The organism is Rhizobium sp. CG5 (genome assembly GCF_023701945.1).
Lineage (GTDB): Bacteria > Pseudomonadota > Alphaproteobacteria > Rhizobiales > Rhizobiaceae > Allorhizobium.
This window is the reverse complement of the sequence record NZ_JABAEF010000001.1, coordinates 531,537-546,119: the sequence shown is the minus strand read 5'-3', so window position 1 is coordinate 546,119 and position 14,583 is coordinate 531,537. Positions and strand designations below refer to the sequence as shown.

Below are 14,583 nucleotides of genomic sequence, written 5' to 3'. Positions count from 1 at the left end.
GGTTTCCTATGACCGACCTGACATTTGCCCCCGTCGACATCGACGGCGTTCTGAAACTCATCCCGCCGACCGCCAGCGCCATTCCCATGGTGTTCGATTCACCCCATAGTGGCCTGACGATCCCGGATTTCGACCGCAGCATTTCGGACGATCTGATCCGTCTCGCCAGCGACACCTATGTCGACGATCTCTTCGACTTTGCCCCGTCGATCGGCGCACCGCTGCTGGTCGCCGAATTTCCGCGCAGCTTCCTCGATCTCAACCGCTCGCTGATGGATGTCGACCTGGAGATGGTCGAGGGCGACTGGCCCCATCCCGTCCGCGACAATGCGTCGGCGCGCCGCGGCATGGGGCTGACCTGGCGTTACGCCTGGGGCGATACACCGATGCATGACCGAAAACTGACGGTCAAGGAGCTGGAAGATCGCATCGACACCTATTGGCGCCCCTATCACAGCACGCTCGTTCGGCTGCTCGACGAAACCCATCGCGCCTTTGGCAAGGTCTATCACGTCAACTGCCACTCGATGCCGGCAGTCGGTCATGCACTGTCGCCCGATCCGGCCGGCACGCTGCGCAAGGATGTGGTCGTCGGCGATTATGACGGACAGGCCAGCGAACCCGACTTCGTCAACCTCGTTGCCGAAACGCTGAGCGGCTTCGGTTATTCGGTGTCGCTCAACGTACCGTTCCGCGGCGCGGAACTCGTCTCCGCCTATAGCGCGCCCGCAAAAGGCCGGCACAGCATCCAGATCGAGCTGAACCGCAAGCTCTACATGGACGAGCAAACGCGTGCCAAGACGTCCGGATACGATGACCTGAAGGCAAACCTCTCCAAGCTTGGCGATGTCATGCGGGACTATGTGTTGGGAAAACGCTGAATGGCAAAGGCCTTGCCCTGAAAAAGCGGATGGCGGCCATCAGTTTAGACATCCCGCAAACGGCTTTGCAGTATGGCTTGCCGCCTGAACAATCACTACCTATAAGGACCCCATGACGTCTGATTCAAAGATTTTCGTGGGCCTGCGGTCGACCCGCAAAAAGCCCGCTCCGCAACAGGAATCCCGCGGTCCGAAATGCCAATGGGACGGGTGCGACAAGAGTGGCACACTGCGCGCTCCTGTCGGCCGCGACGGTGAAGGCCTGTACCTGGTGTTCTGCACCGAGCATGTGCGGGAGTATAACAAGGGGTATAACTTCTCGCCGAACCTCTCTGACCCCGTGATCGCGCGCTATCAGCGGGAGGCAGCAGAGGGCAGCCGCCCGACGGAGGGCACCGGCGCCCCCAAGGCCACCGAGATTCCCCTTCCCTCGACGGAACCATCCGGTTCTGCAAAGGCGATCAACGCCCGCAAACGCGCCGCCCTTCGCCAGGTGGCCGCTGCGGATCTGCAGCGCCGCAAGCTCAAGGTTCTGGAAGCCAAGGCCTTCGAAACGCTCGGGCTGTCGCCGGATGCGACGCCGGAGGAAATCAGACGCCGCTACAAGCAGAGCCTCAAGATGCATCATCCGGACGCCAACGACGGCGATCGCAATTCCGAGGACAAGCTTCGCGCCTCGATCGACGCCCACAAGATCCTCAAGCTGAACGGCTTCTGCTAGACAAGCCGCCTCGTCAAGACCGCCTGGTTGAGATCTGGAATCTGCGCTTTTCGAGCTCCTTGAAATAGGTCGAAACGTCGAAATATTCCTCGGGCGCCCAGACGCCCGGCCGCTTCGGATTGGCGAGGATCAGCTGGGCGGCGATCGAGCCGTTCATCGAGGTGCAGGCATCGACATAGGGCGCATAAAGCGCATCGGGCTTGACCACCACCTCGACGGTGACCGTCGTTTCAACGCCATCCTTGCGGCCCTTGCCGATCGCGAAATGGATCTCGTGGCTGTCCTGCGCCGGGATCCTGTCGGCATTCTTCTTGATGTTGCGCTCGATCACCTTGTTGAGGACGTCGAGCGGCCGGACCTTGACGCCCCCGACCTCGACCGGCTCGTTGAAGTCGCCGAACCCCGCCTTGACCAGCCCGACCCAGGCCTCGTGCTCGCGATGCGGCAGGTGCAGCTTCCAGGAAAATTCCTGAATGCCCTTTTCCTTGATGCCGTCGGCAAGCGGCACGGTCAGTTGCTCGGAATGCGGCGAATGCATGAACTCGCAGCGCCCCCAGGGTTCCGGCAGGTCGAGAAACTCGCTACCGCTCATCGGCGGGCATGTGACGTGCTTACCTCCGTAGAACTGCGTGCTTTCATGGGCATATTCCGCCAGCACCGTCGAGACGCTGTAGGGCGGAACGAGAACCGGGTTCTCGTCACCGACCAGTTCGGCGGCCCAGTAGAGATTGATCTTGTCGATTTCGTCGAGCTCGTCGGCAACCGCCCGGCAGATGACGTTCGACATGCCCGGATCGGCGCCGACGCCGATCACGGCGGTGACGCCGGCCGCCTTGAAGCGCTCATGCTCGGCCAGCTGCTTGACCGTAAACGTGCCCAGCCCGCCGAGATCGATATAGGCAACCCTGGCGGCCAGAGCCGCCTCGAAGATCGCCATCTGGAAGCCGAGCAGGGTCGGCACGCAGTTGATGCAGATATCCGCGCCGGTGATGACCGCCGCAAGGGCCGCTGCGTCGGTGACATCAAGGTCGATGAGCTTGAGGCGCGCATCGCCAAGCTCGTCTTTCAATGCTTCCATCTTGTCGCGTGACGCATCGCAGACGCGGATGGCGGTAATGTCGACGGTGGCGCGATCGGAAACGAGATCGCGGACAATGCCGGCTCCCATGAAGCCGGCGCCGCCGAGAAGGGTGATGATCATAGCGAAAGTCCTCTTATCATGAAATCAGTTCGGGTCAGTCGGCCGACCCGACTACACGTGCTTGCGGCCGCCGGTCTCGAAGAACCAGTCATCCGGATAGGGATACCACCAGTCCTGGCGCACCGGCTTGTGGTCGATGATGACCATCTTGGAGCGGCGAAACGTATCCAGACCCAGTCGCGACAATTCGCGGCCGATGCCGGATTTCTTCCAGCCGCCGAAGGGCAGTGCATCATTGTCGATCAGCGGATTGTTGACCCAGACCATGCCGGCCTCCAGTTTTTCGGCCGCCTCCATCGCCTCTTCGAGCGAGGTGGTGAAGACCGAGGCGCCAAGGCCGAATTCGCTGTCATTGGCCCTCTCGATCGCCTGGTCGAAATCCGCAACGCGCATCACGGCCGCCACCGGACCGAAGCATTCCTCCTGCATGATCGCCATGTCGGCGGTGCAGCCGGTGAGGATGGTCGGCTCATAGAACCAGCCGATCGGCTCGGACGGCGGTATGCGTCCGCCGGTCTCGACCTTGGCACCCTTGGCGACCGCATCCTCGACCAGCCGGATGACCTTGGCCCGCGCTGCCTCGGACACCAGCGGCCCGATCTCGGCCTTGCTGAGACCATTGCCGATTCGCAACCGCCTGGTTTCAGACACGAATTTCTCGATGAAATCGTCAAACACGGCATCGACGACGAAAAACCGCTCGGCCGAGGTGCAGACCTGGCCGGACATGTGGAAGGCGGCGGTCACGGCACCGGCGGCGGCAATGTCCAGTGGGGCATGGGCGGAGATGATCATCGGATCGGAACCGCCCGCCTCGATCACCGCCGGCTTCATCTGGCCGGCGGCAGCCATGGCAACCGCGCGGCCGGCAGCAACCGAGCCGGTGAAGGCGACGGCATGGGTCTTCGGCGAGGCGATCAGCGCCTGCGCCAGTTCCACACCGCCCGGCAGGCAAGCGATCAGGCCTTCCGGCAGATCGGCGAAGACCTGCATGAATTCCAGCGTCGACAGGGTGGTGGCCGGCGCCGGCTTGATAATGCAGCCATTGCCGGACGCCAGCGAGGCTGCCACCGTCCAGCACATCAGAAGGATCGGAAAATTGAACGGCATGATGTGGACGGACAGGCCCAGCGGTTCGTAGCGGGCAAACTGGAACGAGCCGGCCTGGGTGGTGCCGGCCACCTTGCCGGCCTCGTCGCGCGCCAACTCGGCGAAATAGCGGAAGGCGCCGGCACAATTGGCCACCTCGCCGATCGCCTCCGGATAGGGCTTGCCCATTTCCCGCGACATGATCTCGGCGCAACGCCGCATGTCGGTCGCCTCGATGCAATTGGCGACCTTGTGCAGCATGGTGGCCCGGCTTTTCGCATCGAGTGCCTTCCATTTGCGCTGGGCTGTCGTTGCGGCATCCAGCGTCATGGAAAGCTCGTCTTCCGTGACCTCGGGGATCACCCCGACCGTCTCGATCCGGGCCGGATCGATCACCTCGATGGTGCGCCCGAGGCTCTGCCGGTAGTCTCCCGCCGCGAAATAGCTGGGCTTGGAAATGTCGAAACGGATCATGGCGTCCTGCCTGCTTCAGATGTTCAAGGAGATCGGCGCGGGCTATGCTGGCCGCGCCATCGCTTAGCGGATCATGTAGACTTTCTTGATCGTCTCATGGACGGTGCACACGCCTTTCCAGTCCTTCGGGAAGAAGGCGGCGGTGTCCGGCGTGATCTCGATCACCTCGCCAGACTCATGCACATAGGTGCTGCGGCCTTCCAGAAAGTGGCAGAACTCGTCGCGGGTCACATGGCACTCCCATGTGCCGGGCGTGCAGATCCACAGGCCGCATTCGCTCTCGCCGTTCGGGCCTTTGTGGATCAGCCGGCCGGAGACATGGCTGACGCCTTCGATCATGGTGGGAATGGTGCCCCAGTCGACCAGGTCGGTCTGGGCGAGCGGATTGTGCATCAGGGGTGCGGTGGTCATGGTCTTGTCCTTTCGAGCCGCCGTTCAGGCCAGCATGTAGATATTGCGCATGGTCTCGTGGACCGTGCATTCGCCGGCCCAGCCGGCCTTGAACATCACCGCCGTTCCAGCGCTGACCTCGATGACCTCGCCGTCGTCGGAGCGGTAGGTGGCAGAGCCGGCGACGAAATGGCAGAACTCGTCGCGCGGGATCGACAGCCGCCAGCGGCCGGGCGTACACACCCAGATCCCGGTTTCCGGCTGGTTGTTCGGTCCCTTGAACAGCAGGCGCCCGGTCGACTGAGACGTGCCTTCGATGGCATCCGACTGCACGCCCCAGTCGACGAGATCGGCAAAGGTGGTGGCGCCGTGGATGTGAGGGGCGGTGGATTTCAGGGTATCGGTCAATGAGGTGCCTCCAGGGTCGAGTTAGCGAGGGACAGCACCCCCCTCTGTCCTGCCGGACATCTCCCCCTCAAGGAGGGAGATCGCCCAGAGGCGCGACCATCACCCAGCAAATGGCGCCGCGAATTGGGGAAGCCGGTGCCGCCATCCCATCTCCCCCCTTGAGGGGGAGATGGTCGGCAGACCAGAGGGGGGTAGCCACGGATACCCACGAAAGATGCAGCCGCCTCAAGCACGAAACGCCCCCGTCTTGACGAGTTGGTCCAGAATACCGGCCGCCTTCTGCGGTCCATTCTGGCTTTGCATATGTCTTGAGGTGGCAGAGAGCTTGGCCTTCATGGCAGGGTCGTTGATCATGTGATCGAGCCGGGCAGCCAGGTCTTCGTCGGTCCAGTCATAGCGCGGCATTTTGAAGCCGTGGCCGGTCTCGTCGACGCGCGTCGCATTGTCGTGACCGTCCCAGACATAGGGCATGATGATCGCCGGCTTGCCGAAATAAAGGCACTCGGTGAACGAGTTGTTGCCGCCGTGGTGGATGACCGCATCGACCTGCGGGATCACCGAGGGCTGCGGGAACCAGCTGTCGATGATGACATTGTCCGGCAGGGTGTCATACTGGTCCTTGTAGTCGCCGACATTGACCAGCGCCCGATAGGGCAGCGTGCCGACGGTGGCGATGATCCGTTTCAAAAGATCGGTGTCGCCGGCACCGAGGCTCCCGAAGCTGACATAGAGCAGCGGCTTGTCGTTATTGGCCTTGAAGACCGGAACGTCATAGGCCTTTTCGGAGCGCACGCAGCCCTCGAGATACTGGAACTGGCCGGGGTCGAGCGGGTGTTGGCGCTCGAACTTGACGGCGTCCGGATAGAGCAGCAGGTTCATGAAGGGCGAGGCTTCGAAGAACTGGCCGAGCGGATAGGCCGCCTCCCCGGTCGAGGTCAGGAAGGCGTTGAAATCGTCATGGATCGGCTTGATGACCGCATTGAAGTGATCGCGATAGGCGGCGTGCCCAGCAAAATCCTTGGCGCCGCAGCCCGACAGATGCGGCGGGATCTGCGGATCCTCGATCTCGTTTTCCGAGCAGGAAATGATCCGCACCCAAGGCTTGCCGAACTGCTTGATGGCCGGAAACAGGATGACATTGTCGACGCAGATCAGATCCGGCTTGATGCGATCCAGCACAGCAGGAAGATCCTTCTGCGCCCATTTGGCGCTGTCGACAATCGCCGTCCAGCAGTCCTTCACATAGGTGTCGATCTGCTCGTAGGGGCTCTTGCGGAAGTTCGGAATATGGCCGTTGATAAAGTCCTCCCAGAACTTTGCCATCTGTTCCGGCGGCATCGGCTCCGACAGGTTGACCGGATGGGCCTCGAAGCCATAGCCCTCATAGACTGACACGAAGCCCGGATCGGACAGGAAGACGGCCTTGTGACCGAGCGCCTCGACGGCCTGCGCGATGCCGACCGAGTTCAGCGCCGGGCCGAAGGCGGCTTCGGGAAAAAATGCGATTGTCTTTTGCGACATGGGGTTCCCCTTTGTTCTCAAGCCTTGAAGAGACGGATGCGATCCGGATCGATCGACAGATGGAAGGCGTCGCCGACCGTGTGCGGCACGGCGGCATTGGCCGGCACCCTGACCTGGAGCGGCGTCTCGCTGGCAGCGATCCTGACATGCAAAACCCGGTCGAGACCGTGATAGGCCATGTCGACGATCGTGCCCGGGATCCCTTCGCCGCTGGTCGCCACCGCGATGTTTTCCGGCCGGACGGCCAGCGTTGCCGGACCGCGGATATCGGTTTTCACCGACAGGCTCAGCCCCGAGGCGCTGAAAATGCCGTCCTGCCCGACGACACCGTCGATGAAATTCATCACGCCGATGAAATTGGCAACGAAGCGGTCGGCCGGCGCCTCGTAGACCTCCTCAGGCGAGCCGCATTGCAGCAGCCGGCCGTCTTTCAGGATCGCCATGCGGTCTGCCATGACCAGCGCCTCTTCCTGATCGTGGGTGACGATGATGAAGGTGATGCCGACCTCGTGCTGGAGACGCTTCAGTTCCAGTTGCATGCGCTCGCGCAGCTTCTTGTCGAGCGCGCCCAGCGGCTCGTCGAGCAGCAGCACCTTCGGCCGCTTGACCAGCGCACGGGCGAGCGCGACGCGCTGCTTCTGCCCGCCCGACAATTGCTCGGGCTTGCGGCCGGCAAACGGACCGAGATCAGTCACCGCCATGATCTCCTCGACGCGCCGGGCAATCTCGGCCTTCGGCAAGCGGTCCATCTCCAGCCCATAGGCGAGGTTTTTGGCGACCGTCATGTGCGGGAAAAGAGCATAGGACTGGAACATCAGGTTGAGCGGCCGCTTTTCCGGCGGCAGGTTGGAGATGTCGCGACCGTCCAGCAGGATACGCCCACCGCTCGGCGTCTCGAAGCCGGCCAGCATGCGCAAAAGCGTGGTCTTGCCGCAGCCGGAGGGCCCCAGCAGCGCGAAGAATTCGTTCCGGCGGATGTCCAGCGACACGTGATCGACGGCGGTCACCGGACCAAAGCTCTTGTGGAGAGCGTCGATCGCCAGGATCGGCTCATGGGCAAGGGACGGGTCGGTCATGGCATCTGTTCTTTGTTGAGCCACTGGGACAGGAGCAGCGCCAGCGCGCTGACCCCCATGACGACGGTGGCAAGGGCATTGATTTCCGGGGTGATGCCAAACCGGATCATCGAATAGATCTGGATCGGCAGGGTGATCGAGGAGCGTCCGGCGCCGGCGGTGAAGAAGGCGATGATGAACTCGTCAACCGACAGCGTGAAGGCGAGCAGGCCACCGGCAATGATCGCCGGCAGCAGCACCGGAAAGGTGATGCGCCAGAACGTCGTCCAGCCGGAGGCGCCGAGATCGCGCGAGGCCTCGACGATCGAATAGTCGAAATGCTTGAGCCGCGCCCTGACCACCGAACTGACGAAGGCCAGATCAAAGATCACATGGCTGATGATGATCGTGTGCAGGCCAAGCGTCACGTTCAAAAGCGAGAAGAAGGTGAGCAGCGCCACCGCCAGCACGATGTCGGGAATGACCATCGGCGCAAAGGCCAGCGCCTCGAGCCCGGTACTCTTGCGCCGCCGGGTTTCCATGCCGAGTGCCAGCAGGGTTCCAAGCACCGTCGCGATCAGCGTCGCAAACACGGCAACCACCAACGTGTTCCAGGCAGCACCCAGGATCTCGCCATTGCCGGCAAGGGCTGCGTACCATTTGAACGAAAAGCCCGACCAGCTTGTCGGCAGGCCCGCCTCGTTGAACGACAGCGCCACCAGCACCGCGATCGGCAGGTAGAGAAAGCCGAACACGGCGAAAAGGACAATGCGGCCCTGCAGGCGGGAAGGTCTTGCCGCGCTCATGCCTCTGCCCTCGCCCGATCGCCGCTGGCATGGGCCGTCGCCCGGGCCTGCAGCATCAAAAGAAGGATCATCAGGACGATCAGCACCAGGCCGAGCGCTGCACCGAACGGCCAGTCATTGGCGCTCAGGAACTGGTCGTAGACGACATTGCCGATCATCTGGAAACGGCCGCCGCCAAGCAGCGCCGGCGTCACGAAATTGCCGATCGACAGCACGAAGACGAAGACGCCGCCGGCCGCCACGCCCGGCAGGGTGAGCGGCAGCGTGACGCGCCAGAAGGTCCGGATCGGCCCGCCGCCAAGATCGCGCGACGCCTCCCCCAGTTCCGGATTGAGCCGCGACAGGGACGAATAGATGGCGAGGATCACGAAGGGAAGATAGTTGTAGACGAGACCGACGATCACCGCGCCCTCTGTATAAAGCAGCGACAGCGGTTCGCCCTGGTAGCCGAACCAGCGCAGCAGATTGTTGATCAGGCCCTCGCGGTTGAGCAGTACCATCCAGGCATAGGTGCGGATCAGGTAATTGCTCCAGAACGGCAGAACCGCAAAGAACAGCAGCATGGGCTGGCGCAGCCGTGGCGCCCGGCTGATCGCATAGGCCGCCGGATAGGCGATCAGGATGGCCAGCAACGTGGCGAGACCGGCAATGCGCGCCGATGTCAGAAAAATCTTGGCATAGAGCGGATCGACGACGCGGGCAAAATTCTCGAACGTGATCGTATACTCGATGCCGCCCCACACGCCGCGCTCGAAAAAGGCGTAGGAGAGGATCAGCAGGCATGGCACCACCATGAACGCGACCAGCCAGGCAATGGCCGGCGCGGCGAGCAGGTTCGATCGGGCGGATGGATAGGACATGCACGCGTTCCAGGAGATGGCATTGCGGTGACGGCCGGGCATGGGCGCGGCCATCAAAGAGGTGCCGATGAGGGAGACACACCTCTCCCTCATCGAATGGTGGTATCGGAAACCGATGGACGGCCGGCCTTAGTTGGAGGCCTTGATCTCGCTGACGGCGCGCGAATAGTCCTTCTGGGCAGCGCCCAGATCCCGCAGAAGCTCGAACTTGGTCAGTTCCGCCGGGCTCATGCCCATGTTCGGATATTGCTCGATCAGCGCCTTGTCGAGGCTCTCCATCGCCGGTTTGTTCGGCACCTTGTAGAGAATGTTCTGGGCGGCCCAGGCATGGTTTTTGGGATCGAGGATGAAGTTGATGAACTTCATCGCCGCATCCTTCTTCTCCGAACTCTTCATCACCACGATGGTGTCGACCCAGAGGTCGGAGCCTTCCTTCGGCACGACGAACTTGATGTCCTTGTTCTCGGTAATGCCGTAGTTGCACCAGCCGTCCCAGGCATGCACCAGCAAGGCTTCGCCGGAGACCAGCTTGGAGTAGAAGGTCGTGTCGTCATAGGCGAGCAGCGTCTTCTTCGCCTGGATCAGCAGGTCCTTGACCTCGGCGATCTTGGCCGGGTCCGCCTCATTGACCGAATAGCCCTTGGCAAGCTCGCCCGCCGCCATCAGCCAGCGGTCGGTCGCCAGCATCGTCGTCTTGCCCTTGATGTCGTCTGACGGGGCCAGCAGGTTCATCCAGCTGTCCGGTGCGGTCTTGACCAGATCGGACCGGTAGCACAGGCCCGTCGTGCCCCAGGTATAGGGCACGGAATAGGCATTGCCCGTATCATAAGCGAGACTTGCCGCCTCCGGATAGAGATTGGCCAGGTTCGGAATGGCCGCCTTGTCCAGCGGCTCAAGCAGGCTCTGATGGTTGAGGATCTCTGCAAAGGGTGATGACACGAAGACGATGTCATAGCCCTTGCCCTGGCTTGCCATCAGCTTGCCCATGATTTCTTCATTGGTGGCATGATTGACCACTTCGATCTCAAGCCCGGTCGCGGCCTTGAATGTCTCGGCGATATCCTTCGCCATGTAGCCATCCCAGTTCGAGATGACGAGATCGGCAGCATCGGCCGCCCCAAGGCTGCCGGCGAGCATGGTCGCGGCGAGCAGGTGGACGGCATAGGCACGGGTATTGGCGTATCCGCTTTTGGTTCGCACGGATCTCTCCCTTTGTGATGATTGTTCCGACCTCTTTCGGCGAAGCGTCGGTAGCCCGATCTCATGTCGCCGTTGCACCACAGTATTATTTGTTAAAAAAATACGTCAATAGGGAATCTGAATTTTTTCGACCACGACCGAAAACCGTCACACAAGGCTTGCGCAACGACTAGGAAAAGGCCAGCATGCGGGCCTTGTGACGACAGGTGGGACATGGCGACAGAGCCGGGGCGCATTCATCACCGCCATGTGGAATTGGCGCAAAGAATACTGGATTTTGCCAGCGAGCGCGGCATGTCGCCGGGCGATCGGCTGGCCGAACAGGCGCTGGCCTCCCACTGCAACGTCTCGAGAACGCCGGTGCGCAAGGCCCTGCAGGTGCTTGCGGAGCGGGCACTGATCACCGCCGATACCGATGGCGGCTTTCTGCTGGCCGTCGATCCGATCACCGTGGCGCGGCTTGACGACGTCGGCGAAAACGATGGAGAAACAGAGGTCTACAGCGCCATCCTGCGCGACCTGTCGGCCGGGCGGATCACCGAGGCGCAGACCGTTGCAGGTCTCCAGCGCCGCTACGACGTCTCCCGCCAGACGGTACAAAACGCGCTACAAAAACTTTCCGAAGATAATCTTGCCGAGCGCGGCGCCGGCCAGCAATGGCTGTTGAAGCAGTTCGCGCTGGGGAGCGATGCGGTTGCCAAATCCTACGAATTCCGCCTGGCGACCGAACCGCTGGCGCTGACCTTGCCGGAGTTCCGCCGAGACTTGCCGGCGCTGACCTCCCTCAGACAGTCCATGCTGATCCTGCGCAGCATGAGCGAGGCGGATTTCGACCGCAAACTGTTCGAGCGCACCGATTTCGACTTCCACATGCTGGTGGCGCGCGGCTGCGGCAATCCGTTCATGGCCGAGGCTCTGACAAACCACCACCGGCGCCGACGTGCCAATGCCGCGGCGGGCCATGTCAACACCTACCGGCTGATGCAATCCAATCTGGAGCATATCCAGATCCTCGAGCAGATCGAGCGTGGCCAGATGGAGCTTGCCGCCGATCTCCTGCGTGTGCATATACAGCTGTCGCAATCGCTGAGGCCACGCCTTGCGGGGCGCGGCGTCCCCCCTGCCTTCAAGCTCGTATCGCGATAAGACCAAGTAAAACAAAGTGATGACAGCGCAAAAGACCATTGCCCTCTTCCCCGAAGCAAGCTACGGCGCGGCCCTCAACTGTGTCGGCATCGCCCAGGAGCTGCGACGGCTCGGTGCCCGGCCCGTCTTCATCTGTCATCCCGGTTTCAGCGGCGTCTTTGCCGAATACGGCTTTGCCGAATACCAGCTGGGCGACAACGGGCCGGCCCAGACGACGGACTGGAACGAATTCATCGGCCGCCACCAGGATGCCTTCCGGCAGACGCCGTTCGAACAGCTGACCTCCTATGTCGGTCCGACCTGGGATGCGATCGTCGAGACGGCGATCGGCGTCGAAGAGCCGCTGCGCCAATTGCTTGCCCGCCTGAAACCGGATGCCATCGTGCTCGACAACGTGGTGATGTTTCCGGCTGTCGCCACTGCCGGCGTGCCGTGGATCCGTGTGGTCTCCTGCGCCGAGACAGAGATCCCCGATGCCCTCGTCCCGCCCTACCTGTCGGGGCTCACAGAGACGCCGGGTGCGGCTTGGACGGCCTTTTCCGCGACCTATGACAAAGTGACGGCCGCCGCCCACAAGAAACTTTCCACCTTCATGGCCGAGTGCGGACTGAAGCCACCGGCCGCGCCACTGTTTCTTGACGCTTCGCCGGATCTCAACCTGCTTCTGGCACCGCAGATCATTCGCCACCGCCGCGCCGAGCCGCTCGATCCGCAGCGTTTCGTGTTCCTCGATGGCTGCGTCAGGCGCGAAACGCCCTATCAGGCGCCGCGCTTTGCCAGCCACAACGACGCCGCACTCGTTTTGACCAGTTTCGGTTCGCTCGGCGCCATGGATGTGGACATGCTGCGGCGGATGATCGACGTGTTCGCCACCCTGCCCTATCGCTTCCTCATCAATGCCGGTCACTGGCGCGACGAATATGTTCAGGTGCCGGACAATGTCTTTCTCGACAGCTGGTTCCCGCAACCGTCCGTCGTCGAGCAATCCAGCCTGTTCATCCACCATGGCGGCAATAACAGCTTTTGCGAGGCGCTTTACTACGGCGTGCCCTCGCTGGTGATGCCCTATTGCTGGGATGGCCACGACAACGCGCGGCGCGCCGAGGAGACCGGCGTCGGCCGCATGCTCGACCGCTATAACTGGTCGCCCGATCAACTGGCAGGCGTCATCGGCGCGCTTCTGTCCGACCACGTCATGCAGGCGCGCCTGCAGGACAATGCCCAGACAATGCAGGCCTTTGCCGGCACCACCCGCGCCGCCGAAGCCATCCTCACACTGATCGGTTGACCGGGCACCGTCCCGTCGCTTTTGCAAGAACCAAAACCACGAAGGGGAAAACATGCGGCATCAGCTTTTCATCGACGGTCAATGGCGTTCACCGGTCAAAGGCGGCACGTTCCCCGTGGTCAATCCGGCGACGGAGGAGGTCATCCACCAGGCGCCCGCCGGGACCGCGGAAGACATCGACCTGGCCGTCAAGGCAGCACGGCGCGCCTTCGACAGCGGTGCCTGGCCAAGGATGAGCGGACGCGAGCGCGCAGTATATCTGCGCGCCATCGCTGAAAGGATTCTGGAGCGCAAGCAGGAACTCGGGCGCCTTGAAGTGATCGACAATGGCAAGCCGCTGCCCGAAGCGGTCTGGGACATGGAAGACACCGCCGGCTGCTTCTCCTTCTACGCGGCGCTTGCGGAAGAGCTGGACGACAACCCGCAAGAGACGATCACGCTGTCCGAACCGCGTTTTTCGTCAAAAGTGGTGCGCGAGCCGATCGGGGTGGCGGGCGCCATCATCCCCTGGAACTATCCGCTGCTGATGGCCTCGTGGAAAGTCGCGCCGGCGCTGGCCGCCGGCTGCACCATGGTGCTGAAACCGTCCGAACTGACACCGCTGACCGCCCTGGAACTGGCCGCCATAGCGGAAGAAGTCGGGCTACCGGCCGGCGTATTGAACGTGGTGACCGGCCTTGGCCCGGAGGCCGGCCAGCCGCTGTCCGAGCACCCCGATGTCGACAAGCTGGCCTTTACCGGTTCGGTGCCGACCGGTGCGAAAATCATGGCGGCGGCCGCCCGCGATATCAAGAATGTCAGTCTCGAGCTCGGCGGCAAATCGCCCTTCGTGGTCTTCGCCGACAGCGATATCGACAAGGCCGTCGAATGGATCATGTTCGGCATTTTCTGGAACCAGGGCCAGGTCTGCTCGGCAACCTCGCGGGTGCTGGTCGAGGAAAGCCTTTATCCGGCCCTGATGGAGCGGCTGATCACGGAGGCCGCGAAAATCCGGATCGGCGATGGCCTTGAAGACGGCACCCTGCTCGGTCCGCTGGTCTCCAAGGGACAGTATGACAAGGTGCTGGCGATGATCGAGCGCGGCCGTTCGGAGGGCGCGACCATTGCCTACGGCGGCAAGCGCCCTTCTGGTCTCGACACCGGCTATTTCCTCGAACCCACCATTCTGACCGACATGGACGAAGACAGCTTTGTCTGGCGCGAGGAGATTTTCGCACCGGTGGTCTGCGTCAAGCCGTTCAAGGACGAGAGTGACGCGATCCGCATGGCCAATGACAGCCGGTTTGGCCTCGCCGCCGCTGTCATGTCGAAGGACAGGGAGCGCTGCGAGCGCGTCGCGCGCGCCTTTCGGGCCGGCATCGTCTGGATCAATTGCTCGCAGCCGACCTTCACCGAAGCACCGTGGGGCGGCTACAAGCAGTCCGGCATCGGTCGCGAACTCGGCAGGTGGGGGCTTAACAACTATCTGGAAGTCAAGCAGATCACCGCATTCGAGAGCGACGAGCCCTGGGGCTGGTATATCAAATAGGCGCCACTCGGGCTG

At 62.4% G+C, this 14,583-nt stretch carries 14 protein-coding genes; 5 read left to right on the top strand and 9 right to left on the bottom strand.

Annotation, left to right across the window (positions count from 1 at the left end):
* Nucleotides 1–8 precede the first annotated feature (8 nt).
* Nucleotides 9–881: an N-formylglutamate amidohydrolase gene (locus HGO38_RS02680; protein ID WP_250954363.1), complete on the top strand. Its 873-nt coding sequence runs from the start codon at nucleotides 9–11 to the stop codon at nucleotides 879–881.
* 112 nt (nucleotides 882–993) lie between these two features.
* On the top strand, nucleotides 994–1,602 hold the full coding sequence (locus HGO38_RS02675) for a J domain-containing protein (RefSeq protein ID WP_250954362.1): 609 nt from the start codon (nucleotides 994–996) through the stop codon (nucleotides 1,600–1,602).
* A gap of 13 nt (nucleotides 1,603–1,615) precedes the next feature.
* On the opposite strand, the gene HGO38_RS02670 is transcribed toward HGO38_RS02675, so the two are convergent.
* The 9 genes from HGO38_RS02670 to HGO38_RS02630 form a co-directional block, all read right to left on the bottom strand.
* Nucleotides 1,616–2,803: a saccharopine dehydrogenase family protein gene (locus HGO38_RS02670; protein WP_250954361.1), complete on the bottom strand. Its 1,188-nt coding sequence runs from the start codon at nucleotides 2,801–2,803 to the stop codon at nucleotides 1,616–1,618.
* A 51-nt stretch (nucleotides 2,804–2,854) separates the two neighbouring features.
* Nucleotides 2,855–4,366: an aldehyde dehydrogenase family protein gene (locus HGO38_RS02665; protein ID WP_250954360.1), complete on the bottom strand. Its 1,512-nt coding sequence runs from the start codon at nucleotides 4,364–4,366 to the stop codon at nucleotides 2,855–2,857.
* Between the two features lie 63 nt (nucleotides 4,367–4,429).
* Nucleotides 4,430–4,777, bottom strand: a complete 348-nt coding sequence (locus HGO38_RS02660) for a cupin domain-containing protein (protein ID WP_250954359.1) — start codon at nucleotides 4,775–4,777, stop codon at nucleotides 4,430–4,432.
* Between the two features lie 24 nt (nucleotides 4,778–4,801).
* Nucleotides 4,802–5,164 carry a cupin domain-containing protein gene (locus HGO38_RS02655; protein WP_250954358.1) on the bottom strand — a complete coding sequence of 121 codons (363 nt, stop codon included), beginning with the start codon at nucleotides 5,162–5,164 and terminating at the stop codon, nucleotides 4,802–4,804.
* 225 nt (nucleotides 5,165–5,389) lie between these two features.
* The gene (locus HGO38_RS02650; RefSeq protein WP_250954357.1) at nucleotides 5,390–6,685 is read right to left on the bottom strand and encodes a nucleotide disphospho-sugar-binding domain-containing protein; all 1,296 of its coding nucleotides are present in this window, start codon (nucleotides 6,683–6,685) and stop codon (nucleotides 5,390–5,392) included.
* Between the two features lie 17 nt (nucleotides 6,686–6,702).
* On the bottom strand, nucleotides 6,703–7,761 hold the full coding sequence (locus HGO38_RS02645) for an ABC transporter ATP-binding protein (RefSeq protein WP_250954356.1): 1,059 nt from the start codon (nucleotides 7,759–7,761) through the stop codon (nucleotides 6,703–6,705).
* A complete protein-coding gene (locus HGO38_RS02640) occupies nucleotides 7,758–8,546 on the bottom strand; it encodes an ABC transporter permease (protein ID WP_250954355.1) in 789 nt (262 codons plus the stop codon). Before HGO38_RS02640 ends, HGO38_RS02645 begins: the two co-directional genes overlap by 4 nt.
* Nucleotides 8,543–9,406, bottom strand: coding sequence for an ABC transporter permease (locus tag HGO38_RS02635; protein ID WP_250954354.1), 864 nt, complete (start codon nucleotides 9,404–9,406; stop codon nucleotides 8,543–8,545). The genes HGO38_RS02640 and HGO38_RS02635 overlap by 4 nt, the downstream gene beginning before the upstream one ends.
* Nucleotides 9,407–9,535: 129 nt before the next feature.
* Complete coding sequence (locus HGO38_RS02630; RefSeq protein ID WP_250954353.1) at nucleotides 9,536–10,606, bottom strand: polyamine ABC transporter substrate-binding protein; 1,071 nt, start codon at nucleotides 10,604–10,606, stop codon at nucleotides 9,536–9,538.
* Between the two features lie 213 nt (nucleotides 10,607–10,819).
* Here HGO38_RS02630 and HGO38_RS02625 point away from each other — a divergent pair, with 213 nt between their 5' ends.
* The 3 genes from HGO38_RS02625 to HGO38_RS02615 are packed head-to-tail and all read left to right on the top strand — an operon-like array spanning nucleotide 10,820 to nucleotide 14,568.
* Nucleotides 10,820–11,752, top strand: a complete 933-nt coding sequence (locus HGO38_RS02625; protein WP_250954352.1) for a GntR family transcriptional regulator — start codon at nucleotides 10,820–10,822, stop codon at nucleotides 11,750–11,752.
* A gap of 19 nt (nucleotides 11,753–11,771) precedes the next feature.
* Complete coding sequence (locus HGO38_RS02620; RefSeq protein WP_250954351.1) at nucleotides 11,772–13,040, top strand: glycosyltransferase; 1,269 nt, start codon at nucleotides 11,772–11,774, stop codon at nucleotides 13,038–13,040.
* A 52-nt stretch (nucleotides 13,041–13,092) separates the two neighbouring features.
* Nucleotides 13,093–14,568 carry an aldehyde dehydrogenase family protein gene (locus HGO38_RS02615; protein WP_250954350.1) on the top strand — a complete coding sequence of 492 codons (1,476 nt, stop codon included), beginning with the start codon at nucleotides 13,093–13,095 and terminating at the stop codon, nucleotides 14,566–14,568.
* Nucleotides 14,569–14,583 lie beyond the last annotated feature (15 nt).

What these genes read in the sequence shown, in the direction of transcription:
- HGO38_RS02680 (WP_250954363.1), top strand. Translation starts at nt 9, where the DNA reads ATGACCGACCTGACATTTGCCCCCGTCGACATCGACGGCGTTCTGAAA.
- HGO38_RS02665 (WP_250954360.1), bottom strand. Translation starts at nt 4,366, where the DNA reads ATGATCCGTTTCGACATTTCCAAGCCCAGCTATTTCGCGGCGGGAGAC.
- HGO38_RS02620 (WP_250954351.1), top strand. Translation starts at nt 11,772, where the DNA reads ATGACAGCGCAAAAGACCATTGCCCTCTTCCCCGAAGCAAGCTACGGC.
- HGO38_RS02635 (WP_250954354.1), bottom strand. Translation starts at nt 9,406, where the DNA reads ATGTCCTATCCATCCGCCCGATCGAACCTGCTCGCCGCGCCGGCCATT.
- HGO38_RS02650 (WP_250954357.1), bottom strand. Translation starts at nt 6,685, where the DNA reads ATGTCGCAAAAGACAATCGCATTTTTTCCCGAAGCCGCCTTCGGCCCG.
- HGO38_RS02625 (WP_250954352.1), top strand. Translation starts at nt 10,820, where the DNA reads ATGGCGACAGAGCCGGGGCGCATTCATCACCGCCATGTGGAATTGGCG.
- HGO38_RS02660 (WP_250954359.1), bottom strand. Translation starts at nt 4,777, where the DNA reads ATGACCACCGCACCCCTGATGCACAATCCGCTCGCCCAGACCGACCTG.
- HGO38_RS02640 (WP_250954355.1), bottom strand. Translation starts at nt 8,546, where the DNA reads ATGAGCGCGGCAAGACCTTCCCGCCTGCAGGGCCGCATTGTCCTTTTC.
- HGO38_RS02670 (WP_250954361.1), bottom strand. Translation starts at nt 2,803, where the DNA reads ATGATCATCACCCTTCTCGGCGGCGCCGGCTTCATGGGAGCCGGCATT.
- HGO38_RS02675 (WP_250954362.1), top strand. Translation starts at nt 994, where the DNA reads ATGACGTCTGATTCAAAGATTTTCGTGGGCCTGCGGTCGACCCGCAAA.
- HGO38_RS02645 (WP_250954356.1), bottom strand. Translation starts at nt 7,761, where the DNA reads ATGACCGACCCGTCCCTTGCCCATGAGCCGATCCTGGCGATCGACGCT.
- HGO38_RS02615 (WP_250954350.1), top strand. Translation starts at nt 13,093, where the DNA reads ATGCGGCATCAGCTTTTCATCGACGGTCAATGGCGTTCACCGGTCAAA.